Below are 23,553 nucleotides of genomic sequence, written 5' to 3' on the forward strand. Positions count from 1 at the left end.
GTGACGGGTGTTGGCCGGGTGCCCGGCGGTGGTGTGGGCCGGGGGTGGGTGACGCGGGCCGGCGCTGGCCGGGTGCCGCTGCGCCCACCCGTGCCGCCCCAGCGGCACGACTGCCCGCAGCTGGGTGGGATGCGGGGGAGGGTGCGTCCACCCGTGCCGCCTCAGCGGCACGACTGCCCGCAGCTGGGTGGGATGGGGGGAGGGTGCGCCTAGCCGTGCAGCCCCAGTGGCACGACTGCCCGCAGCTGAGTGCGGTGCGACTGCCTGTAGCTCGGGGGTCAGCGGAGGATGTTTGACGCCAGGCGGGCCGCTCGGCGGGTTCGGGGGGTGGAGAGGTGGCGGGCGGCCGGGTGGAGAAGGGTCGCCGTAGTGCCCACCGGCTGCCAGTGGACTTGCATGCGGCCCGGGTTGTGGCCCTCAGGTTCCACCGTGACCCGGTGCGGGGTGGTGCCGGCGTGGTACGGGACGCGGGCGGTGAGGGCCGGGAAGCGCAGCGGGGCCAGGAGGATGCCGGTGTGGACGCGGCCCTCGTGGCGCAGCCGGAGTACGGGGTGGCGCAGCCCTTCGAAGCCGTGCAGGGGGAGGCGGACCGCCGCGAGGTCGAGGCGGACGCGGCCCTCGAAGACGCCGGGGCGGACCGGGGAGAGGCGGAAGGGGACCGTCAGGCGCCGGTGGCCCGGCGAGAGGTGCAAGGTGGCACGCTGCGGCCCGACCGGGAGGCGCAGCGCGGGGTCGTAGGTGCGGACCGTGAGGTCGATCGACGCACCGGGGCCGCGCGCGAGGTCCGTGATCTCGTGCCGGAGCAGGGCGGTGAAGAACGGGCGGGTGTCCAGCTCCAGGTCCGTCAGGTCCAGCTCGCGGCGGGCCCCGGCCGACCCGGGGATCTCCTCGCCCCAGTAGGTCCGCCCGCTCTCCTCGTCCGGCGTCACCCGGCGCGGGGCGACGGCGTGACCGAGGCCCCGCGCCGCCACGCGTACGTCGGACAGGCGCCGGTCGCGCAGCAGTTGGAGGACCACCCGTTCGGCGCGGGGCAGGCGCGCGTAGGCGCCCTCGGCGAGCGTGTCGAGGTAGGGCGTCATGAGGTCGGCGAAGGACGCGAGCCAGGCGTCGTCCCGGTACGGGAGGTCACCGGCGTACATGCGGAAGTCGTGCTTGAGGAACTTGAAGTCCTTGTCCTCGCGCAGCGACTCGTGCCCGCTCCCGGTCAGGAACGCGTCGATGAGGCGCTGGACGTGGACCCGGTCGCAGACGTTGCTGAGCAGGTGCCGCTGGTTGGAGATGGAGGCGGTCTCGGAGGCGGCGTACGGGGCGACGTACCAGCGGTAGACCGGTTCGGGGACGACGGTGAACGTCCTGGCCAGGCAGTACGCCTGCGCCGAGAAGAGCTGGTCCTCGTAGTGGATGCCCTCGGGGAAGCGCAGGCCGTGTCGGTCGAGGAAGGCGCGGGCGTACATCTTGCTGGTCGACAGGTGTTCGAAGAGCAGTCGCGGATCGGCCTCGATGCCGTCCAGGGTGCGGCGTTCGGCGACCAGGTGCGGCATCCATGTGGTGCGGCGTCCGCCGTCCACGCGTATCCGGTGCACCGCGCCCATCGCGAAGTCGAGGTCGCGTTCGCGGTGGGCGGCGAGCAGGGTCTCGACGGCGCGCTCGGGGAGTTCGTCGTCGCTGTCCAGGAACATCAGGTACGGCGCCCGGGCGATCTCCAGGGCGCGGTTGCGCGGCACGCTGCACCCGCCGCTGTTCTCCGGCAGGCGCAGGTACACGACGCGCGGGTCGCGGGCCGCCAGCGCGCGGGCCACCTCGGGGGTCGCGTCGGTCGAGTGGTCGTCGCTGATGACGACCTCGATGTTCGCGTGGGTCTGGCGCAGCACGGACGCGACCGCGCGCGGGAGGCGCTCGGCGTCGTTGTAGACGATGACCGTGACGGTGACGTCCGGGGCCTCCACGGACGAGGGCGCGGACGGCGGGCCCGCGGCCGGGTCGGTGGCCGGACTCGTGGCTGCTCCGGTGGCGGCTCTCATGACGCGTTGGCCTCCTCGGGGCTCGGCGCCGGGGTGCGCTCCTCGATCGGCAGGACCGGGGGCAGCGTGCGTTCGTCCTGGCCGAGGAAGACCCGGCGGACGACGCGTTCGGCGGCGCGGCCGTCGTCGTACTCGCAGAACCGGCGCCGGAAGGCGGTCCGTGCCTTGGCCGCGCGCTCGTCGTGCCAGGCGTCGGTGGTGAGGATCTCCGTCAGTTCGGCCTGGCCGCGGGCGACCGGACCGGGTGCCTCGGCCATCAGGTCGAAGTAGACGCCGCGGGTGGTGCGGTACGTCTCCCAGTCGTCGGCGTGGATGACGATCGGGCGGTCCAGGTTGGCGTAGTCGAACATGATCGACGAGTAGTCCGTGACCAGCGCGTCGGCGGCCAGGCACAGTTCCTCGACGGGTTCGTAGGAGGAGACGTCGACGAGGCGGCCGGTGCGGCGCAGGCCGGCCAGCGGGGCGGACGGGGTGGACGCGCCCTCGTAGAAGTAGTGGGCGCGGACCAGCAGGACCGTGTCCTCGCCGAGGTCGGCCGCGAGTGCCGCGAGGTCGAGGCGCGGGGTCCAGCCCGCCTCGTAGTCGCGGTGGGTGGGCGCGTAGAGGATCGCCCTGCGGCCGGGCGGGATGCCCAGGCGCTCGCGGACCGCGCGGACCTCGGTGGCGCCGGCCGTGTAGTAGACGTCGTTGCGCGGATATCCGTGGTCGAGCGAGACGTGGCGGGACGGGTAGGCCCGTTGCCACATGCGGGTCGTGTGGCCGTTGGCGGAGACGCTGTAGTCCCACCGGTCGACGCGCTCCAGCAGCGCCGGGAAGTCCAGGCCCCGGGCGGCGGCGGGGTACGGCAGCTGGTCCAGGCCCATGCGCTTGAGCGGGGTGCCGTGGTGGGTCTGGAGGTGGACGGTGCCGGGGCGTTTGACCACGGCGTCCGGGAAGTTGACGTTGTTGACGAGGTACTTGGCGCGGGCCAGCACCTCCCAGTAGCGGCGGGTGCCGGGGACGACGTGGTCGGTGCCGGGCGGCAGCAGCGCCGCGTTCGCCGCGGTGACCACCCACACCGGGTGAACGTTCGGGGCGAGTTCGGCCAGCTCGGCGGCTATCGCGGCCGGGTTGCAGGCCACGCCGCGGGCCCAGTAGGCGGAGAAGACGGCGAGGTGCGGGTCGATCGGGCGGGCCAGGGCCCTGCGGTACTGGAGGGAGCGCACCCGGTCGCCGGCCAGGTGCCTGCCGGTGCGCACCGCCGACCGCACCCTGCGGCGCGTGTGGTTGGCGGCCTGGAGGGCGCGGTACTTCGTGTACGCGCCGTCGGCCAGCAGCGACCGGCGTACGCCTTCGAGTCCGGCCGGGTTCCGGTGGCCGTCGGGGCGCAGGCGCCGGGCGGCCGACGACGCCCGGCGGAAGAACTCCCGCGCCACGTCGTCCGGCATTCCGGCGCGGGCGAAGGTGCGCAGGCAGTCGCGGACCATCAGGTCGTACAGGGCGCCGCGGACGGCCGGGCGGTCGGCGGCGAGGCCGAGCAGCGTCTCGTAGCGGTCGACCAGGGCGTACCGCTGCTCCGGCGTGACCGGTGGGAGGCTCTCGGCGCGCAGTCGGCGGTCCTCGAACGCCGGCTGGGGCAGGCAGGCGACGCGGTCGGCGAGCAGCAGGGCGACGAGGGCGGCGAACGGCTCGTCGTCGGTGGTGAGGAGGCGCTCGTGCGCCCGCCAGAAGCCGGCCCGCACGGCGCGGTTCCCGAGCAGCGGGGTCAGCCCGAGCAGCGCCGCGCGGTCGTCCAGGGCGAGGTCGGCGTGTCCGGCGCGGGCGAGGCGGGGACCGTCGGGGGAGGGCAGTCCGGAGGCCCGCCAGGTGCTGCGGACGTGGTCGAACAGCAGGACGTCCACCGTGTCGGGGAGGTCAGCGGCGTGCTGGGCGACGGTGCGCGGGGCGCCGGGGGGCAGCCCGTCCTTGGCGTGGACGAAGTGCAGCCACCGGCCCCGCGCCCGCGCCGCCCCCGCCGCGCGGGCCGCGGAGTCGCGGGCGCCGTCGGGGAGGGGCAGCACGGTGAACGCGGGGACGTGGCCCTCGGCCGTCTCCCCGGCCCAGTCCCCGACGGCGGCGACGATCACTTCGACGCCGGTGAGGGGGTGGGCGGCCAGGGAGTCGAGGAGTGCGGGCAGGTGGTCCTGGACGTTGGGGCCGTGGACGACGACGCTGAGGTCGGGGGTCTCGGGCATCGCTGGGGCTCCTTAGCCTCGGTCGCTCCCTGCGCACTCCTTGGGGTCGTGTCTATTCGGATATGGTGGCATCAAACAGGCAAAAGGGTTAATCGAGAGTACGCCTCACGGGGGAAGGGCGCCGTCAGGCGGAGACCTTCGCCTTGGGCGCCGCCTTGGGTGCGGCCTTCGGCTTCGCCGCCTTGTCCGGGCCGCCGGTGAACTTCTCGTACTCCTTCAGGACCTCCTCCGTGGGCCCGTCCATCCGCAGCTCGCCCCGCTCCAGCCACAGCACCCGGTCGCAGGTGTCGCGGATGGACTTGTTGCTGTGGCTGACCAGGAAGACCGTTCCGGCGTGCTTGCGCAGCTCCCGGATGCGCTCCTCGGAACGCTTCTGGAAGGAGCGGTCGCCGGTGGCCAGGGCCTCGTCGACCAGCAGGACGTCGTGGTCCTTGGCCGCGGCGATGGAGAAGCGCAGGCGGGCGGACATGCCGGAGGAGTACGTGCGCATCGGCAGGGTGATGAAGTCGCCCTTGTCGTTGATCCCGGAGAAGTCGACGATGTCCTGGTAGCGCTCCTTGATCTGCGCGCGGGACATGCCCATCGCCAGGCCGCCCAGGTACACGTTGCGTTCGCCGGTGAGGTCGTTCATCAGGGCGGCGTTGACGCCGAGCAGCGAGGGCTGGCCGTCGGTGTAGATGCGGCCGTTCTCCACCGGGAGCAGCCCCGCGACCGCCTTGAGCAGCGTCGACTTGCCGGAGCCGTTGGTGCCGATCAGGCCGATCGCCTCGCCCCGGTACGCCACGAAGGACACCTTCTTCACCGCGTGCACCCGGCGCACGCCCGTGGCCTTCTCGCTCTTCTTGCGGCGCAGGATGCGGTTGAGGGCGGCGGTCGCGGAGCCGCGGCCCGCCCCGGTGCCGTTGACCCGGTAGACGATGTCGACGCCGTCGACGACGACGGTGGGAACGCGCTCGGCAGGGGTGTTGTCAGCCACGACCGTAGGTCTCCTCGGCCTTCCAGAAGTAGATGAAGCCGCCGATCCCGACGACCAGGGCCCAGCCCAGGGCCATCGCCCACACGTGGTTCGGCAGCATGTCCCCGCCGAAGCTGTCGATCAGGGCGAACCGCATCAGGTCGATGTAGACGACGGCCGGGTTGACCTGGAGCAGCGGGCCGACCCAGGACGGCAGGTCGCTGTCGGGGCCGGTCATGTGGTGGATGCTGAACATGACGCCCGAGGCGTACATCCAGGTGCGCAGCAGGAAGGGCATCAGCTGGGCCATGTCCGGGATCTTGGAGCCCACCCGGGCCATGACCAGCGCCACGCCCGCGTTGAACACGAACTGGAGCACCAGCGCCGGGATCGCCAGCAGCCACGAGGGGCCGGGCGGGACGCCGAACGCCAGCAGGATCACCACGAGGGCGCCCATCGAGAACAGCAGCTGCTGGAGCTGCTGGAGGCAGAAGGAGACCGGCAGCGCGGCCCGCGGGAAGTGCAGGGCGCGGACGAGGCCGAGGTTGCCGGATATGGCCCGGGTGCCCGCCATGATCGAACTCTGCGTGAACGTCCACACGAACACGCCGGTGACCAGGAACGGGACGAAGTCCTCCACCCCGTGGCTGGTGTTCAACAGCAGACCGAAGATGAAGTAGTACACCGCCGCGTTGAGCAGCGGCGTCATCACCTGCCAGACCTGGCCCAGCTTGGCCTGGCTGTACTGGGCGGTGAGCTTGGCGGTGGAGAAGGCGCCGATGAAGTGCCGCCGGGCCCACAGTTGGCGGACGTACTCGGGCAGGGAGGGGCGGGCGCCGCTGACCGTCAGACCGTGCCGGGCGGCGAGGGCGCCGAGGTCGTGGTCGGCGGGGGCGGGCGGGGCCGCTGTCGGGGGCGGTGTGTCGAGGACCTGGCTCACTCCGCGCTGCTTTCGCTCAGGGGGGTGGAAGCGAATCCCGTCGTTCACCCGGGTGTCGGGAGGCGTTCATTCACGTCGGGACGGGACCGTATCGTCGTAACGGGAGCGTACGGCGTGCTGGCGTCGGAACGCAACCGTTTCGTCGCTACGCCCTATGCTGTCCCGCATGACGACCGACGCCGCCGACGAGCCCCAGCCGCGCCCGCGCCGCCGCCGGGCCCCCGCCGGGGCGGCCGTACTCCGCGAGGACGTGACGGAGGCGATCCGGGCGGCGGTCTTCGAGGAGCTGGCGGCGGTCGGCTACGCGCGGATGTCCATCGAGGGGATCGCGCGCCGCGCGGGGGTCGGCAAGACCGCCGTCTACCGGCGCTGGCGCTCCAAGCTGCACCTGGTGCTCGACGTCGTCTCGGCGCTGGCCGTGCAGGGCCTGCCCGCGCCCGACACGGGTTCGCTGGAGGGTGACCTGCGGCTGCTGTACGAGGTGACGTCCCGGGCCCTGCGCCACCCGGTGGCCTCGCAGATCATCCCCGACCTCCAGGCGGAGGCGGCCCGCAATCCCGAGATCGCCGAGATGCTGCGGAAGACCCTGCGGGAGGGTCAGGACGGCGTCGCCAGCAAGATCCTCGAGGCGGCGGCGGTCCGCGGTGAGCTGGCCGCCGGTCTCGACACCGACCTGGCCCTCGACCTGATCTCGGGCCCGCTGTACTGGCGCTCGGTGGTCATCCGCAGCCCGAAGCTGCCGAAGGGCCACCTGGCCGCGCTGGCCCGGGCGACGGCGGCGGGGCTGCGCGCGCTCTGACGGCGGGGCCGCGGCATCACCGCACTGTCAGTGGTGCTTGCGAGGATGCGGGCATGGAACCTATGGCGGTCGTGCGGGAGTTCTGGGCGCGCATGCAGGCCCGTGACTGGGTGGGTCTCGGCGCCCTGCTGGCCGACGACCTGGTCGTGGAGTGGCCGGTCAGCGCGGAGCGGATCGTGGGCCGCGCGGACTTCGTGGCGGTCAACGCGGAGTACCCCGAGGGCTGGTCGATCGACGTGCTGCGCGTCGTGTCCGACGGCGAGACCGTGGTCTCCGAGGTGGAGGTCCCGCACGAGACGATGGGCGTCCACCGCGTCGTGTCGCTGTGGACGGTCCGCGACGGCCGGATCATCGCCGGCCGGGAGTACTGGACGGAACCGGGCTCGGACCCGTCCCCCAAGTGGCGGGCGGAGTTCGTCCGGCCCCTGTGACCCGCCGTCTTCACCAGGCGGCGGCCCGGAGCACCTCGGCCGCGATGTCCGGCACCGTCCGGCCGTCCGTGGCCACCCGGACCGTCCCGGCGGGAGCCTCGTCGGACAGCCGCCGGGCCGTACGAAGACTCCGCTCGATGTGGACGCCGAGCTGCGAACCGGTCTCCCGCCGGGCCAACCGCTGCCGCACGACGCCCTCACCCGCGGTCAGCAGTACCCGGGTGCCCCGCACCCCGCACCCGCCCATGGCCCGTACGATCATCGGCGCCTCGAGGATGCTCACGGTGTTGGTGTAGATCAGCCTGCGCTGTCCGAGCGCCGCGTAGTTCGCCCACACCGCCGCGATGTTCCGCTCCGTCACCGCCGTGCGGTGCGGGTCCCCTTCGGGGGCGGGATGGATCTGGTCCATGCCGTCCCCCTCGATCAGGCAGTGCGCGGTCCCGGCCTCTCGCAGCAGCGCGGACACCTCCCACCCGACGGCTGCTCTTGCCGACACCGGATCCGCCCGCCGGATCAGTCCCGCGCCGCCTCCGGGTGCAGGCGTACCCAGCCCGACCATGCCGACGTGATCATTTCCTCGACGTCGTACTTGGCCTTCCAGCCCAGTTCGACGGCGGCGCGGTCGGCCGAGGCGACGACGCGGGCCGGGTCGCCGGGGCGGCGCGGGGTGACCGTCGGAGGGTGGTCGTAGCCGGTGAGGGCGTTGATGTGGTCGATCATCTCGCGGACGGAGACGCCCTCGCCCCGGCCGATGTTGAGGGTGAGGGTGCGGCCCGGCGAGGACTGGAGCGCGCGGGCCGCGGCGACGTGGGCCTCGGCCAGGTCGACGACGTGGATGTAGTCGCGGACGCAGGTGCCGTCCGGCGTCGCGTAGTCGTCGCCGAAGACGCGCGGGGCGGCGCCCTCGGTCAGCTTCTCGAAGACCATCGGGACGAGGTTGTAGACGCCGGTGTCGGCCAGCTCGGGGCTCGCCGCGCCCGCGACGTTGAAGTAGCGCAGGGAGGCGGTGGCCAGGCCCGATGCCCTGCCGGTGGCGCGCACCAGCCACTCGCCGGCCAGCTTCGTCTCGCCGTACGGCGACATGGGCGCGCACGGAGTCTCCTCCGTCACCAGGTCGACGTCCGGCATGCCGTACACGGCGGCGGAGGAGGAGAAGACGAAGGACGGGACCTCGGCCGCCGTGACCGCGTCCAGCAGGACGCGCAGGCCCTCGACGTTCTCCCGGTAGTAGTGCAGCGGCAGGTCCACCGACTCGCCGACCTGCTTCTTCGCGGCCAGGTGCACGACGCCGGTGACGGAGTGGTCGGCCAGGGCGCGGGCGACCCGTTCGCCGTCCAGGACCGAGCCCACCACCAGCGGGACGCCGTCGGGCACGCGGTCGGCGATGCCGGTGGACAGGTCGTCGTACACCACCGCCTTCTCGCCCGCCTCGGTCATCGCCCGTACGACGTGCGCCCCGATGTATCCGGCGCCGCCGGTGATCAGCCAGGTCATGTGCGGCCGTCCCCTCGTGAGTGGTCCTGTGTGGACATGATCCGTCATCGGGGACCCGCGGGCGCCCGCACCCCTCAGGACGGTGCCGGGGCCGGATCGGTGCCGTAGGCGTCCAGGGCGGAGGTGAGCCGGTCGAGGCGGTCGCGCAGGTCCTGGACCTCGGTCACGTCCAGCCCCGTCGCCGCGGCGATCCTGCGCGGCACCTCGGCGGCCCGCTCGCGCAGCGCGACGCCCTCCCCGGTCAGCCGCACCTCCACCGACCGCTCGTCGCGCGCGCTGCGCTCCCGCCGGACCAGACCGGCCGCCTCCAGCCGCTTGAGCAGCGGCGAGAGCGTGCCGGAGTCGAGGCGGAGGTGCTCGCCGAGCTTCTTCACGGGCAGTTCGCCGTGCTCCCACAGCACCAGCAGCACCAGGTACTGCGGGTAGGTGAGTCCCAGATCCTTGAGGACCACGCGGTAGACGCCGCCGAAGGCGCGGGACGCGGCGTTCAGGGAGAAGCAGATCTGCTGGTCCAGGCGGAGCCAGTCGGTCGCGGGCGTGGTCATGGGATCCAGGGTAGCCGACCAGACGTCATTTAGTTGTGCGCAATTTAGTTGCACGCTTTCAAATTGCGTGCTCTACTTGTGGATGTCAGCGGTCGCCACCACGTGCGACGCACCCCACTGAGAGGCACGGGTTTCCCATGGACGCGCTCTACACCGCCGCCGCCACCGCCACCCACGGCCGCGAAGGCCGCGCCGTCAGCTCGGACAACAAGCTCGACCTCGCGCTCAGCGCCCCCGTCGAGATGGGCGGCGACGGAAAGGGCACCAACCCCGAGCAGCTGTTCGCCGCCGGGTACGCCGCCTGCTTCGGCAGCGCCCTCGGTCTCGTCGGCCGGCAGGCGAAGGTCGACGTCAGCGAGGCAGCCGTGACCGCCGAGGTCGGCATCGGCAAGCAGGGCGAGGGCTTCGCGCTCGCCGTCACCCTCCGCGTCGAGCTGCCCGAGGGCCTCGACCAGGAGACCGGCCGCAAGCTGGTCGAGCAGGCCCACCAGGTCTGCCCCTACTCCAACGCCACCCGGGGCAACATCCCGGTCGAGCTGGTCGTCGAGTAGTCCGGCCGGCGGCACCCCCGCTCATCCGACCCGCGCCAGGACCTCGCCGGTGCGCCCGCTCCACGCCACCACGACCGCCTCCTCGGGCACCGGGTGCCAGCGGGTCAGCAGCAGCCAGCGGACGTCGTACCGGCGGACGACGGCGGCGCGCCCGGCGCGGGTCGACCCGGGCGCGAGGTACGCCCGGACGTCGGCAGCCCGCCGCCCGCGCTCCCGTTCGTCCAGCGACGGGTCCGGCCAGGCGGGTGCCGCGAGGTTGGGCCCGTACCCGGCGATGGCGTGCCCGGCGTAGTAGCCGTCGGTGATCACGACCTCGCCGGGGCCGATGTGCCGGGCCGCCCACGTGTAGTCCGGCCAGGCGGGCGGCTGCTCGAAGCCGACCGGGTCCAGCGCCCGCGGCACCACCGCCCCCGCGTGCACCGTGAGGAACCCCAGCGCGGCACCCGCGGCCGCCACCCCGCCCAGCGCCCTGCGCCACCGCCCCCACGGCCGGGGTGCCGCCAGCTCCACCGCCAGCGCGAGCTGCGCCGGCACCAGCGAGAGCCCGAGGATCCGGCCGTAGGTGTAGTGCCCGCTGCACCAGCCGTACGCCACCACCGCGCAGTCCAGCGCGAACATCAGCACCAGCGGGTCCCGGGCCGACCGGCGTCCGCGCGCCCACAGCGCCGGCAGCCCGAGCAGCCCCAGCCAGAACTCACCGGGCAGGTCCAGGTACAGCACCCGGTGCAGCGCGTCCACGCTGTCGTCGCCGGCCAGCGCGAACACGTCGAAGTACGGCCACAGCGCCGCCGACGCCACCGCCACCGCGCCCGTCAGCGCCCAGCGCCCCACGACCGGGCCGCGCCATCCGCGCTGCCACCCGGCCACCAGCGCCACCGCGCCCAGCGCCGCCGCCACCGAGGTGATCGGGTGGATCAGCAGGACCAGCCCGTACAGGGCGCCGAGCCCCGCGTACCCGGGCAGTCCGCGCAGGCCGCCCGGCCCCACGTACCGCACCCGGCGCTCGTCCCTCGCCCGCGCCCCGGTCAGCGCCCACGCCCAGAAGGTGAGCCCGATCGCGCACGTCGACGGGTAGCCGAGGTTGCCCGTCATCGACATCAGCCCGAGGTAGCCGCTCCACCAGGCCCGCTCGGTGCCCCACAGCAGCGTCATCGCGCCCAGCGCCAGGACCGGCGCCCACGGCCGCGGGCTCAGCACCCGTACGAACCGGTTCAGGCCGGTCAGCAGCACCAGCAGGTTCAGCGGCCCGGCGAGCCGCACCACCTCCCAGCCGCCCAGCCCGGTCAGCCGCGCGAACAGGCCCTGGGCGAGGGCGTACGGCGAGTAGTACGCGCTGCCCGCGCCGGGCAGGTCGGCCATCGGGTGCCGGGGGTTCAGGAGGTCGGCCTTCAGGCGCTCCACGACCGCCGCGTGCTGGCCCGCGTCGCAGCAGAGCGGCACCGCCCAGTACGCCAGCGACATCACCAGGAGGAACAGGAAACCGGCGACCTGGAACGGGGTGGGGCGCCACCCGCGGCCACCGCGCAGCGCCGTCGCGCCGCGTACCGGCCGCCGGACGAGGACGTCGGCGCTCACGAAGGGATCAGAGGATGGGACATTCGGGACATTTGGCGTATGTTCCCGGCGTGGTCACCGCCCTGAACCCAAGTCACCTCAACGGGTGACTTTCAGCCGACCGCCCGGACCGGGTCGGCCGTCCCCTGCGCGGGCAGCGGCACCCTGCCACCCCGCACCACGGGCTCCAGCAGCAGCGGGATGCCCACCACGGGCAGCAGCCAGGCCAGCACGATCAGCCGCTCGCCCCAGATGTTGATGTCCGGATGCCCGGCCTGGGTGAGGATCCCGGTGCACGCCGCCGCGACCAGGAACCCGCCGACCGCGCCCCCGCGCCGCAGCGCGCCCCACGCCCCGGCGGCCAGCGCCGCGACGAACAGCGGCTGCCACGCCTGCCGCCGCAGCCACTCCACCCAGAAGTTGCCCTGCAGCTGCCAGAACTCCGGCCACGGACGCTCCCGGTCGGGCCGCGCGAAGTGGTCGGTGAGCAGATCCTGCACGCTGTCCGACACCGACGGGTAGTGCAGCAGGCGCGCCAGCACCAGCGTGCCGACGGCCCCGGCCAGCCCCACCGCCGCGAGCGCGAGCACGTCCCGGGACGACCGGCCGCCCCGTCGGCGGCGGCGCAAGGCGATCAGCGCGCCCGCCGCCGCCAGGCACACCCCGAGGAACAGCGACTGGGAGTGCTTGACCGTGAACAGCGCCGCCAGCGACCCGGCCACCAGCGCGAGCCCCGCCCGCGTCCGCCCCGCCCGCAGCATCAGCGCACAGCCCCAGACCGCCGCCAGGGTCAGCGCCATCAGCAGCCCTTCGGCCATCGGGCGCATCGCGGTCGTCCCGCACGGCAGCGCGTAGTACAGCGCCTGCCCGCCCAGCGCGAGCGGCACCGGCACCGACAGCGCGCGCAGGATCAGGAAGGCCAGCACCCCGCCCGCGCACGCGATGACGACGCCCGCCGCCCACAGGCCCCAGGTCACCCCGAGGACCGCCACGAACGGCACCAGGAACAGCGGATAGCCGGGCCGCACCTCGAAGATCCGCATGAAGCGGTCCGGCATGTACGGCAGGGTGTGCCCGCCGGTCCGGCCCGCCGCCAGCTGCGGCTCCACCACCGCCCACTCCCGCTCCCGGCACTCGGCCGCCACCTGGTCGGTGGGGTCGGGCCGGTGGAGGCGGACCACGTGCACGCTCTGGTCCCGGCGGGCCCGCTCGGCCCGGCTCGCGCACACGTAGTCGATCGTGGCCGTCGCCACCCCCCGCTTGCCCTCACCGCTGAGACTCAGCGCGTACGCCAGGTAGTTCTTGGTGTCGGGGGTGTCCCGGCCGGTGACGTTCGCCAGTTGCAGCGCGGCGAACACGGCGGCCAGGACCAGCACCCACAGCCGCGGTCTCACGAGGAGGCGAGCAGGTCGTGCCCGGCGGCGACCGAACGGGCGCCGGGGACGCCGGACGGCTCCGGGCCGGGCATCGGCTCGCCCAGCAGCAGCGTCCGCACCACCCGCTCGGCGGCCCGGCCGTCCTCGTACTCGCAGTACCGGGCCCGGAACGCCGACCGCAGCCGCGCCGCCTCCTCGTCCCGCCACGCCCCGGACGCCAGCAGCCAGGCCAGCTCCCGGTACGAGCGCGACACGTGCCCCGGTGCCTCCTCGGTGATGTCGAAGTAGGCGCCGCGGCTCGCCTCGTACGCGCGCCAGTCGTCGGCGTGGATCACGACCGGCCGGTCCAGCAGGGCGTAGTCGAACAGCAGGGCGGAGTAGTCGGTGATCAGCAGGTCGGAGGCGAGCATCAGCTCCTCCACGTGCGGTTCGTCCGTCGCGTCGACCAGGACGCCCCGCCGGTGCAGCTCCGACAGGCCCATGCCGCGGGCGGGTCCGGTGGCCAGCGACGGGTGCAGCCGCACCACCAGGGTGTGGCCCTCGCCGAGGTCCGCGGCGAGCCGGGCCGGGTCGAGGCGGTCGACGAGCCCGCCCCGGCGGTACTCGCGCCGGGTCGGCGCGTAGAGCACCACGGTGTGGCCGTCCGGGACGCCCAGCCGCTCACGCACCCGGCGGCCGTCGTCCGGGCCCGCGTTCACCAGCACGTCGTTGCGCGGGCTGCCACTGGGCACGGACGTGAAGTGGCACGGGTACGCCCGCTCCCACACCCGCTCCGCGTACCGGCCGGCGACCAGGCTGTAGTCCCAGCGGTCGGCCCGGCGCAGCATCTGCGGCACGTCCAGGCCGTGCCGGGCGCCCGGCCGGCCCAGCAGGTCGACGCCCATGTACTTCAGCGGGGTGCCCTGGTGGGTGTGGACGTGGACGCTGCCCGGGCGCTTGGTCACGGCACCGGGCCAGTTGACGTTGTTGACGAAGAACGTCGCCCGCTCGGTCACCCGCCGGTAGCCGGCGCTGCCCAGGACCACGTGCTCGGTGTCCGGCGGCAGCAGCGCCGCCGTCTCCTCGTCGCGCACCACCCACACCCCGCGCACGTGCGGGGCGAGTTCGCGCGCCTCGCGGTAGATCGCCGCGGGGTCGCCCAGCACGCCCCGGTGCGAGAACGCCGAGTACACCGCGAGGTCCGGGTCCAGCGGGCGGCGCGCGCGCACCGCGCTGCCGGCCCCGCGCAGCCGTCCGGCGACCGCGCCCCCCGCCTGCCGTGCCCGGCGCTCCAGCTCCCGGGCCGCCTGCCCGGACCGCAGCCGCAGCCGGTAGGCCGGATAGCCGAGCGCGCCGCCCGCCAGCACCCGCAGCCCGGCCGGGACCTCGGCGCCCTCGGGCCGGTACGCGCGGAACATCTCGGCGGTGCGCCGGAAGAACTCGGCCTTGTCACAGGGCGGCAGCCGGTCCGGCTTGGACAGGATGTCCAGGCAGTGCTCGCCCATCTTGGCGTGCAGGAACGGCCGCCAGCGGGCCAGTTCAGGTCGCGCGTCGAGGAAGGCGAAGACCCGCTCGTACTGCGCGTGCACGTCGAAGTGCTTGCGGCTGGTGGTGGAGAGGATGTTGCCCTGCCGCCGCTGCCGGTAGTTCAGGCAGATGCGGTCCAGCGTGGCGATCCGCTCCGCGCTGAACATCACCGGGAACGTCCAGGGCGTGTCCTCGTAGTAGCCGGGCGGGAAGGTGAAGCCCTCGCGCTCGACGAAGTCGCGCCGGTAGACCTTGTTCCACACCACCATCAGCAGGTCGAGGATCTCGGGGTGACCGGCGGCCGTGAACGTGTCCTCCCCGGCCTCGGCCAGCACCCGGGCCAGGGCGTTGCGCCGCGTGCCGCCCCACCAGTAGGTGCGCGCGTAGTCGAAGACCAGGACCTCGGGGTCGGCCGTCTCCGCGAGCCGGTCGGCCATGGCGCGCAGCGCGCCCGGGGTGAGGGTGTCGTCGCTGTCGAGGAAGAAGAGGTAGTCGCCGGTGGCGTGCGGCAGCCCGGCGTTGCGGGCCCGGCCGAGGCCGACGTTCTCCTCCAGGTGCAGCACGCGCAGCCGGTCGTCGCGGGCGGCGTACTCGTCCAGGATCGCGCCCGAGCCGTCGGGCGAGCAGTCGTCGACGGCGACGACCTCGATGTCCCGGAAGGACTGGTCCAGGACCGAGTCGAGGCACTCGCGCAGGAAGCCCTGCACCTTGAAACAGGGAAGGATGACGCTGAAGCGGGGCACGGCGGGGTCAGCTCCTAACGAGGGTGGCGGCGGGGGCCGGGACGCGCTCCGCGAGCGGGATCACGGGCGGCAGCGCCTCGGGCGGCTCGCCGAGCAGCACCCGGCGCACGACCCGCTCGGCGGCCCGGCCGTCGTCGAACTCGCAGAACCGCTCCCGGAAGGCCGCCCGCAGCGCCGCCGACTCCGGACCCGCGTACGAGCCGTCGCCGAAGACGCGGGCCAGCTCCTGAGGCGTCCGCGCCACCGGTCCCGGCGGCGCCGCCATCAGGTCGAAGTAGACGCCCCGGGTCTCCCGGTAGACGTCCCAGTCGTCGGCGTACACGACGATCGGCCGGTCCAGGTTGGCGTAGTCGAACATGATCGACGAGTAGTCGGTGACCAGCGCGTCCGCGGCCAGGCACACGTCCTCCGAGGAGCGGTGCGCGGTGACGTCGATGATCCGGCCGCTGCCCGCGCGGCCGCCCCGGTCGTAGAAGTAGTGGGCGCGCAGCAGCACCACCACGTCCTCGCCGGCCGCCTCGCAGAACGCCTCCAGGTCCAGGGCGCCCGCGCCGAAGCCGCTCTCGTAGTCCCGGTGCGTGGGCGCGTACAGGACCGCCGTCGCCCCGTCCGGGACGCCCAGCTCGCGGCGGACGCGGGCCACGTCCTCGGCGGTCGCCGTGCAGTACACGTCGTTGCGCGGATAGCCGTACTCCAGGTGCTCGTACGAGCCCGGGAAGGCGCGCTCCCACATCTGGGTGGAGTGCCGGTTGGCGGAGACGTTGTAGTCCCAGCGGTCCACGCGGCCCAGCAGCCTGGTGAAGCTGCCGCTGGCCGCGGCCACCACCGGGTACGTCGACTGGTCCACGCCCATGGTCTTCAGCGGGGTGCCGTGCTGCGTCTGCACGTGCACGCTGCCGGGGCGCTTGACCACGCCCTCGGCGAAGTTGGCGTTGTTCACCAGGTACTTGGCGCGGGCCAGCACCTCCCAGTACCGCCGGCCGCCGATGACCGCGTGGTCGACGCCCTCCGGCATGGTGTGCGCCTGGTCCGCCTCGACCAGGAACACCGACCTGAGGTGCGGGGCGAGTTCGCGGGCCTTGGCGTGGATCGCGGCCGGGCTGCACGCGTAGCCGCGGCCCCAGTAGGCGCAGTACACGACGAGGTTCGGGTCCAGCGGACGGCGCAGGTGGCGGCGGTACAGCAGCCGGGTGCGCAGCCCCCGCGGCCACGGCAGGCGGCGCAGCGCCCCGGTGAGCGCCCGGTTGGTGGCGCGCAGGGCGCGGAAACCGGCGTACGAACCCGCAGCGAGCAGCCGGTGCTGGACGCCGAGCCGGCCGCCCGGCGGGCGGAAACCGGCGGGGCGGTGGCGGCGGTAGAGGCGGCTCGCCCGCCGGAAGAAGACCCGGCGCTCCCGGTTCGTCAGCCGCCGCGGATGCGTCGCCGTCTTCAGGATCGCGGCGAACAGGTGCTCGAAGAGCGGCCCGCGGCGCGCGTCCGGCAGTCCCCGCTCGGCGGCGTACGCGAGCGCCAGTTCGGCCTGGTCGAGGAGGTCGCCGTGGTGCGCGCCGGGCAGGTTCAGCCGGTTGCCCTGGCGCCGCACCAGATGCCGGACGACCACCGAGCGCAGCACCGCCACGCGCTCGGCGCGCGCCGCGACCAGGGCGCCGAAGCCGATGTCCGTGAAGTGCCCGTCGGGGAAGGCGAGCCGGCGCTCGGTGAGGAAGGTGCGGCGGTGGACGGCGCTCCACGCGGGCAGCCGCACGCCGGTCAGGTCGGGGGCGCGGTCGGGGGCGAAGGCGCCGTCGGGGGCCCTCGTCAGCAGCGGGGCGGCCGGGTTGGTGGCCTCGCCCTCCCACCAGGGCACCCGCTCGTACTCGAAATACAGCACGTCGACGCCCCCGGTGTCCGCCAGCCGCGCCTCCAGCGCCGCCAGCGCGCCCGGTACGAGGACGTCGTCGCCGTCGAGGAACAGCAGGTACGCGCCGGTCGCCGCCCGCATCCCGGCGTTGCGCGCCCCGGCCAGCCCGGCCGACGGCGGGGCGTGCACGGGCGTCACCCGCGAGTCCCGTCCGGCGTGTTCCTCGGCGACGTCCGCCGCGGCGGTGTCCGGGGCGTCGCAGACCGGGATCAGCTCGAAGTCGCCGAAGGACTGGTCGAGCACCGAGTCCAGTGCCTGGGAGAGCCGCCCCGCGACCCCATGGGACGGGACGATGATGCTGAAGCGGGGCATGCTGCTCTTTCTCTCGATGTGCTGGTCCGGCGGGAGCCCTGCGCCGGCCGCGACACCCCGGGCTCCCGAGGGACCAACGGCGCTCAGAGGCTGTCGGTGACGGTGCGCGGCCCGGCCGGTTGCGGGACCGTGGCCAGTGGGGTGCGGGCGACCGCCGCCGCGGGGGGACGGCGGGTGCCGAGCGGCACCACCGGCGGCAGCCGGGTCTGGCCGAGCACCACCCGGCGCACCACGCGCTCGGCGGCGTGGCCGTCGTCGTGCGGGCAGAACCGCTCGCGGAACTCGGCCCGCAGCCGGGTGGACCGGGCGCCGTACCAGTCGCCGCCGGCGAAGAGGGCGATCAGCTCGTCCTCGTCCCGCGCGATCGGTCCCGGCGGGGCGGAGCGCAGGTCGACGTAGGTGCCGCGGGCCGCCTCGAACGCCTCCGGCTCGTCGGCGTGGAGCACGATCGGCCGGTCCAGGCCGGCGTAGTCGAACATCAGGGACGCGTAGTCGGTGACGAGGGCGTCCGAGGCCAGGCAGAGCGACTCCACGCTCGGGTGGCCGCTCACGTCCAGGACCCGGCCGACGGGCGCGGCGGGCCGGCCGTTGTGGCCCGGGTGGGCGCGGGCCAGCACCATGAAGCGGGGGCCGAGGCGGCGTACGACGCGCTCCAGGTCCAGGGCGGAGCGCTGGGTGCGGCGGTAGTCGCGGTGCGCGGGCGCGTACAGGATCGCCACCGTGCCCTCGGGGATGCCGAGGGTCTCGCGGAGCCGGGCCACGTCCGTGGCGGTCGCCCGGTGGAGGGCGTCGGTGCGGGGCTGGCCGTACTCCAGGGTGGTGTAGCCGCCGGGGTGGACACGTTCCCAGGTGAGGGTGGAGTGGCGGTTGGCGGAGACCACGTAGTCCCAGGAGTCGACCTCGCGCAGCAACCGGGCGAAGTCGGTGCCGCCCGCGGCGGCCGGCCGCTCCTGGAGGTCCAGGCCCGCGTGCGCCAGCGGCGTCCCGGCCTGCGTCTGGACCAGTACCTGGCCCCGGCGCTTGACCAGGCCGCTGTCGAAGGCGGCGTTGTGCACCAGGTACCGGGAGCGGGCCAGGGCCGTCCAGTAGGCGGCCGTGCCGGGAGTGAGGCGCCGGGTGGCGGGCGGGACCGTGTGGTGGTGCGCGGGGGCGGCGGCCCACGCGGTGCGCACGTGCGGCGCGAAGCGGCGGAACGCGTCCTCCAGTGCCCCCGGGTTGCAGCCGTACCCCCCGCCGCCGTCCACGGCGAAGAGGGCGCGGTCGGCCCGCAGCGGGAGGAGGCGCTGGCCCCGGTAGTGCAGGCGCAGGGCGCCGGTCCGGGCGGTCCGCAGCCAGCCGGCGGCGGCCCCCGCCGTCCGCCGGCGCAGGGCGGACGCCAGCCGCAGGGTCTCCCAGGTGCGGCGCAGGCCCAGCCGGAGCAGGGCGTGGCGCACCCGGACCGGCGCCGGGACGGGGGCACCGGCGACCCGGTAGCGGCGGCAGTGGACCCGCGCCCGGCGCAGGAACTCGGCGCGCAGGGAACGCGGGAGGCGGTCGGGCCGGGTGAACACGGTCGCCAGGTGGTCGCACATGCGGCGGTACAGCACCGGCCGCCAGCGGTCGTGCTCCGGATGCGCCTCGAGGAACGCGAAGACCCGGTCGTACTGCGTGAAGACGTCCAGGTGGCGTTCGCTCGGCGTGCCCAGGATGCTGCCCCGGCGACGCTGCCGGTAGTGGACGCAGACCCGGTCCAGGGTGGCGACGGACTCCGCGGTCAGGAGGACCGGGTACGTCCACGGGGTGTCCTCGTAGTAGCCGGGCGGGAAGGTGAGGCCCTCGCGCTCGGCGAACTCCCGCCGCACCGTCTTGTTCCAGGCCACCATCAGCAGCCGCAGCAGCCCCGGCCGGTCGGCCAGCCGGAACGGCGCCGGTCCCTGCTCGGTGAGGTGCGCGGCCGCCTGGCTGCGGACGGTCTCGCCGGTCCAGTACGTCCGGGCGTAGTCGTAGACGAGCACGTCCGGGTCGCCGGTCTCCTTCACGCGGTCGGCGAGGGCCCGGAGCGCGCCCGGGGCGAGGGTGTCGTCGCCGTCGAGGAAGACCAGGTAGTCGCCGCCCGCCCGCTCGATGCCGGCGTTGCGGGCGGGGCCGAGGCCCTGGTTCCTGGGCAGGTGCACGGCGCGTACGCGCGGGTCGCGGTCCGCGAACTCGTCGGCGATCGCACCGCACGCGTCCGGCGACCGGTCGTCGACGACGATCACCTCGAAGTCCTGGTACGACTGGGACAGCACCGACTCCAGGCACGCGTGCAGATACGCCTGGACCTGGTACGCGGGCACGATGACACTGAACCTGGGCACGGGAACATCCATGGGTCGGCGGGGTCGGCGCGGGCGTTCGCGCCGGGAACGGCCAATGGAGTGATTCGGTTACGGCCGCTGCGGCATTCGGGGGAACCTCGCCGCGTACGGTGCCCGTACGGATGAGGGGGCGGACCGGTGTCCGGCCCGCCCCCTCAAGGGTGATGTCGCGGCGGCTACTTGACGGCGCCCGCCATCACGCCGGACACGAACTGCCGCTGGAACGCGAAGAACACGGCCAGCGGGATCACCATGGAGATGAACGCCCCCGGCGCCAGCACGTCGATGTTGTTGCCGAACTGCCGTACCTGCGTCTGAAGCGCGACCGTGATCGGCTGGCTCCCGGAGTCCGAGAAGATCAGCGCGACCAGCATGTCGTTCCACACCCACAGGAACTGGAAGATGCCGAGGCTCGCGATCGCGGGCCCGCCGAGCGGCATCACGACCCGCACGAAGAGCCGCAGTTCACCGGCGCCGTCCAGCCGGGCCGCCTCCAGCAGCTCCCGGGGGATCTCCGCGAAGAAGTTCCGCAGCAGGAACACCGCGAAGGGCAGGCCGAAGCCGACGTGGAAGAGGACCACGCCGACGATCGACCCGAACAGCCCGATCTTGCCGAAGAGTTCGGCGATCGGGATCAGGGCCACCTGCACGGGGACGACCAGCAGCCCGACCACGGCCAGGAACCACCAGTCGCGGCCCGGGAACTCCATCCACGCGAAGGCGTACCCGGCCAGCGATCCGATGACCACGACCAGGACCGTCGCGGGGACGGTGATCAGCACGGTGTTGAGGAGGGACGAGGTGATGTCGCCGTTGGCCAGCAGGTCCTCGTAGCTCTGGAAGGTGAGCTGGGACGGCTTGGTGAAGACCTCCCACCAGCCGCTCGCCGCCATGTCCCGCGGGGTGCGCAGCGAGGAGAGCAGCAGGCCGATCGTCGGCACCAGCCAGAAGAGGCCGACGACGATCAGGAAGACCCGGACCAGACCGCCGCTGACGCCCTCGGCCAGCCGCGCCCCCAGGGAGCGCTTCGCCGTCGTCATCGCCGCACCTCCCGCCGCAGCCGCCGTACGTTGAACCACATCACCGGGATCACCAGGAGCAGCAGGAAGACCGCGATGGCGCTGGCGATGCCCGGCTGGTCGGAGGCGAAGCCCTTGCGGTACAGCTCCAGGGCGAGCACGTTCGCGTCGTCCTGCGAGGAGCCCGGGGCGATGATGAAGACCAGGTCGAACACCTTCAGGACGTTGATCATCAGGGTGACGGTCACGACCGCGAGGACGGGCGCCAGGAGCGGCACCGTGACCCGTCTGAAGACCTGCCACTCGTTGGCGCCGTCGACCCGGGCGGCCTCCAGGAGTTCCCGGGGCATCCCGGCGAGACCCGCCGCGATCAGCACCATCGCGAAGCCCGCCCACATCCACACGTACGACCCGATGATGGCCGGGGTGACGAGGGAGGGGCCGAGCCAGTTCAGGCCGTTGTAGGGCTCCTTGAAGTTGTCGGCGGGGAGTCTGAGCAGCGCCCCGTCGGCCGCGGCGGGCAGCGTGAACGTGCCGTCGCCCGACGCCTTCGCCGACGCGACGACCTTGCCGTCCTTCACCGCCTCGATCGTCATCCCGGCATAGCCCAGTTCGGCCGCGTCGACGCCGTTGAGCTTCCCGACGCCCTTGCCGCGGGTGAAGTCCTGCCAGGCGGTGCCGGTGATCTTCCCGTCCTCGGGTTCGGCGGGTACGGCCTTCTCCGCGCCGTCCGGCATCAGGTCGGGGGCGACGCCGACGAGGGGGAGGACGACCGGGGTGCCGGCCGCGACCGGCTGCTTGGTGACGAAGGCGCCGCCGCCGGCCGGTTCCAGCGGCGAGTCACGGCCCGGGTGCGCCTTCGGGAACGCGGACGACTCGGCGAACGTGTCGTGCACGCCGACCCACACCGCGTTGGCGACGCCCTTGTCCGGGTCCTGGTCGTACACCAGGCGGAAGATGATTCCGGCCGCCAGCATCGAGATCGCCATCGGCATGAAGACGACCAGCTTGAACGCGGTGCCCCAGCGGATCCGTTCGGTCAGCACCGCGAAGATCAGGCCGAGCGCGGTGGCGACCGTCGGCGCGAACACCACCCAGATGACGTTGTTCTTCAGGGCGGTGCGGATGCCGTCGTCGGTGAACAGCGCCTGGTAGTTGTCGAATCCGGCGAAGGAGTCGCCGGACTGGTCGTAGAAGCTGCGGACCAGCGAGTACCCGATCGGGTAGACCACGAGCGCGCCGAGCAGCACCAGGGCGGGGAGCAGGAACAGGGCCGCCACGGTCCTGCGGGTGCCGGTCACGCTCCTGCGCGACTTGGGGGCGGCGGGGCCCGGTGAGGTCCCCGCCGCCGTGGCCGACGTCATCCGTCAGCTCCCGTAGGCGGCGGCCGCGTCCGCCTCCAGCCGCTGCTGTGCGCCCTCGACGTCCTTCGGGTTCTTCAGGAAGTCCTGGAGGGCCTTCCACTCGCCCTTGCCGGGCGTGCCGCCGAAGGCCTGCGGGGCCTGGTCCGACATGTCGAAGCGGAAGTCGTCGCCGGCCGCGACCAGCGCCTCGGCGATCTTCTTCTGCACGTCGTTCGGGTACGCCGACGCGTCGACGTTCTTGTTCGGTGAGAGGTAGCCGCCGAGCTTCGCCTGGATCGTCGCCGCGTCCGGCGAGGCCAGCCAGGTGGCCAGCGCCTGCGCCGCCTTCGAGTCCTTCAGGACCACGGCCGCGTCGCCGCCGGAGACCACCGGCGCGGTGTCGCCGACCGACGGGAACGGGAACACCTTCGCGTCGGTGCCCACCTCCGCGTCCGTCTCGCCGATGTTGACCTGCACGAAGTCGCCCTCGTAGACCATGCCCGCCTTCGGCTGGTCGCCGCCGGTGAAGGTCTGCGTCACCGAGGCCGGGAACTCGGTCTGGAGCGCGCCGGACGCGCCGCCCGCCACGTAGTCCTTCTTGCCCCAGATCTCGGCGAGGGTGGTCAGGGCCTCCTTGACGGACGGGTCCGTCCACTTGATCTCGTGCTTGGCCAGCTGGTCGTACTTCTCCGGCCCCGCCTGCGAGAGATAGACGTTCTCGAACCAGTCGGTGAGGGTCCAGCCGTCCGCGCCGCCGACGGAGAACGGCGTCACGCCCGAGTCGTAGATCGTCTGGGCGGCGGTGAGCAGTTCGTCCCAGGTCTTGGGCTCGGCGGCGCCCGCGTTCTCGAAGACCTGCGCGTTGTACCAGATCAGCGACTTGTTGGCGGCCTTGTAGTACACGCCGTACTGCTTGCCGCCGACCTTGCCGATCTCCTGCCAGCCCGGCGAGTAGTTCTCGCCCAGCTCCTTCGTGGCCTCCGCGCCGAGCGGTTTGGCCCAGCCCTTCTCGACGGCCTGCTTGATGGCGCCGGGCTGCGGGAGCATCGCCACGTCCGGCGGGGCACCGCCCGCGATCTTCGAACCGAGGAAGTTGATGATCGGGTCCTGGGCGGGCACGAAGGTCACCTTGGCGCCGGTGCGCTTCTCGAACTCGGCGAGGACCTTCTTGAAGTTCTCCTGCTCCGCGCCGGTCCAGACGGCGGCGACCTCCAGACTCTCGCCGTCCAGCTTCGGGAGGGTGACGGTGGCGGCCGTGTCCTTGCCGCCGTCCCCCGGACTGCCCTTGTCGCCATCGCCGTTGTCGTCGTCGCCACCGCACGCGGTGAGCGAGAGCGCGAGCGCTCCCGCGGCGAGGGTGGCGGCGATCCGGGTGCTCCTGCCGAGGGTCCTGCGTGGCCCCATGGTGCTGCTCGTGCGCATCACTGCCCCGTTCTTCGTGCCTCGTCGAACGTTGAGCGCTCTTCCGTGCGCTCTGGTGTACGCCAGGGGGGTGAGGGCGGCAAGACCGCGTCC

At 73.4% G+C, this 23,553-nt stretch carries 17 protein-coding genes and 1 pseudogene; 3 read left to right on the forward strand and 15 right to left on the reverse strand.

Features of this window, described 5'->3' with window-relative positions:
- Positions 1-278: 278 nt before the first annotated feature.
- From ACZ67M_RS00110 to ACZ67M_RS00125, 4 genes are all read right to left on the reverse strand, one after another.
- The gene (locus ACZ67M_RS00110; protein WP_469848933.1) at positions 279-2,021 is read right to left on the reverse strand and encodes a glycosyltransferase family 2 protein; all 1,743 of its coding nucleotides are present in this window, start codon (positions 2,019-2,021) and stop codon (positions 279-281) included.
- On the reverse strand, positions 2,018-4,234 hold the full coding sequence (locus ACZ67M_RS00115; RefSeq protein ID WP_469848935.1) for a CDP-glycerol glycerophosphotransferase family protein: 2,217 nt from the start codon (positions 4,232-4,234) through the stop codon (positions 2,018-2,020). The genes ACZ67M_RS00110 and ACZ67M_RS00115 overlap by 4 nt, the downstream gene beginning before the upstream one ends.
- 124 nt (positions 4,235-4,358) lie before the next feature.
- The gene (locus tag ACZ67M_RS00120) at positions 4,359-5,210 is read right to left on the reverse strand and encodes an ABC transporter ATP-binding protein (protein ID WP_469848937.1); all 852 of its coding nucleotides are present in this window, start codon (positions 5,208-5,210) and stop codon (positions 4,359-4,361) included.
- Complete coding sequence (locus tag ACZ67M_RS00125; protein ID WP_361353732.1) at positions 5,203-6,129, reverse strand: ABC transporter permease; 927 nt, start codon at positions 6,127-6,129, stop codon at positions 5,203-5,205. Before ACZ67M_RS00125 ends, ACZ67M_RS00120 begins: the two co-directional genes overlap by 8 nt.
- A gap of 166 nt (positions 6,130-6,295) precedes the next feature.
- Between ACZ67M_RS00125 and ACZ67M_RS00130 the strand changes: the two genes are divergently transcribed.
- Positions 6,296-6,928 carry a TetR/AcrR family transcriptional regulator gene (locus ACZ67M_RS00130; protein ID WP_469848939.1) on the forward strand — a complete coding sequence of 211 codons (633 nt, stop codon included), beginning with the start codon at positions 6,296-6,298 and terminating at the stop codon, positions 6,926-6,928.
- Positions 6,929-6,981: 53 nt separating this feature from the next.
- Entirely contained in the window at positions 6,982-7,359 is a 378-nt protein-coding gene (locus ACZ67M_RS00135) for a nuclear transport factor 2 family protein (protein ID WP_385802889.1), read from the forward strand.
- A gap of 10 nt (positions 7,360-7,369) precedes the next feature.
- Here the strand turns inward: ACZ67M_RS00135 and ACZ67M_RS00140 are convergent.
- The 3 genes and pseudogenes from ACZ67M_RS00140 to ACZ67M_RS00150 form a co-directional block, all read right to left on the reverse strand.
- A pseudogene (locus tag ACZ67M_RS00140) lies at positions 7,370-7,865 on the reverse strand (hypothetical protein); the annotation flags it as partial.
- 7 nt (positions 7,866-7,872) lie between these two features.
- The gene (galE, locus tag ACZ67M_RS00145) at positions 7,873-8,853 is read right to left on the reverse strand and encodes a UDP-glucose 4-epimerase GalE (RefSeq protein WP_361353743.1); all 981 of its coding nucleotides are present in this window, start codon (positions 8,851-8,853) and stop codon (positions 7,873-7,875) included.
- Positions 8,854-8,927: 74 nt separating this feature from the next.
- The gene (locus tag ACZ67M_RS00150; protein ID WP_122619794.1) at positions 8,928-9,398 is read right to left on the reverse strand and encodes a MarR family winged helix-turn-helix transcriptional regulator; all 471 of its coding nucleotides are present in this window, start codon (positions 9,396-9,398) and stop codon (positions 8,928-8,930) included.
- 137 nt (positions 9,399-9,535) lie between these two features.
- On the opposite strand from ACZ67M_RS00150, the gene ACZ67M_RS00155 reads away from it, so the two are divergent.
- Positions 9,536-9,949, forward strand: coding sequence for an organic hydroperoxide resistance protein (locus ACZ67M_RS00155; RefSeq protein ID WP_361353746.1), 414 nt, complete (start codon positions 9,536-9,538; stop codon positions 9,947-9,949).
- A 21-nt stretch (positions 9,950-9,970) separates the two neighbouring features.
- On the opposite strand, the gene ACZ67M_RS00160 is transcribed toward ACZ67M_RS00155, so the two are convergent.
- From ACZ67M_RS00160 to ACZ67M_RS00195, 8 genes are all read right to left on the reverse strand, one after another.
- Entirely contained in the window at positions 9,971-11,524 is a 1,554-nt protein-coding gene (locus ACZ67M_RS00160) for a hypothetical protein (protein WP_469848943.1), read from the reverse strand.
- A gap of 92 nt (positions 11,525-11,616) precedes the next feature.
- Positions 11,617-12,897 (reverse strand): hypothetical protein, encoded by a 1,281-nt coding sequence (locus tag ACZ67M_RS00165; protein ID WP_469848945.1) that lies wholly within the window; start codon positions 12,895-12,897, stop codon positions 11,617-11,619.
- Entirely contained in the window at positions 12,894-15,128 is a 2,235-nt protein-coding gene (locus tag ACZ67M_RS00170; protein WP_392103698.1) for a bifunctional glycosyltransferase/CDP-glycerol:glycerophosphate glycerophosphotransferase, read from the reverse strand. Before ACZ67M_RS00170 ends, ACZ67M_RS00165 begins: the two co-directional genes overlap by 4 nt.
- Before the next feature lie 7 nt (positions 15,129-15,135).
- Positions 15,136-17,340 carry a bifunctional glycosyltransferase/CDP-glycerol:glycerophosphate glycerophosphotransferase gene (locus ACZ67M_RS00175; protein WP_469848947.1) on the reverse strand — a complete coding sequence of 735 codons (2,205 nt, stop codon included), beginning with the start codon at positions 17,338-17,340 and terminating at the stop codon, positions 15,136-15,138.
- 83 nt (positions 17,341-17,423) lie between these two features.
- The gene (locus tag ACZ67M_RS00180; RefSeq protein WP_469848949.1) at positions 17,424-19,676 is read right to left on the reverse strand and encodes a bifunctional glycosyltransferase/CDP-glycerol:glycerophosphate glycerophosphotransferase; all 2,253 of its coding nucleotides are present in this window, start codon (positions 19,674-19,676) and stop codon (positions 17,424-17,426) included.
- Positions 19,677-19,852: 176 nt separating this feature from the next.
- A complete protein-coding gene (locus ACZ67M_RS00185; RefSeq protein ID WP_385802877.1) occupies positions 19,853-20,716 on the reverse strand; it encodes a carbohydrate ABC transporter permease in 864 nt (287 codons plus the stop codon).
- Positions 20,713-22,059: a carbohydrate ABC transporter permease gene (locus ACZ67M_RS00190; RefSeq protein ID WP_469848951.1), complete on the reverse strand. Its 1,347-nt coding sequence runs from the start codon at positions 22,057-22,059 to the stop codon at positions 20,713-20,715. Before ACZ67M_RS00190 ends, ACZ67M_RS00185 begins: the two co-directional genes overlap by 4 nt.
- A 3-nt stretch (positions 22,060-22,062) precedes the next feature.
- A complete protein-coding gene (locus tag ACZ67M_RS00195; protein WP_385802873.1) occupies positions 22,063-23,460 on the reverse strand; it encodes an ABC transporter substrate-binding protein in 1,398 nt (465 codons plus the stop codon).
- Positions 23,461-23,553 lie beyond the last annotated feature (93 nt).

Source organism: Streptomyces sp. NPDC107500, assembly GCF_055582785.1.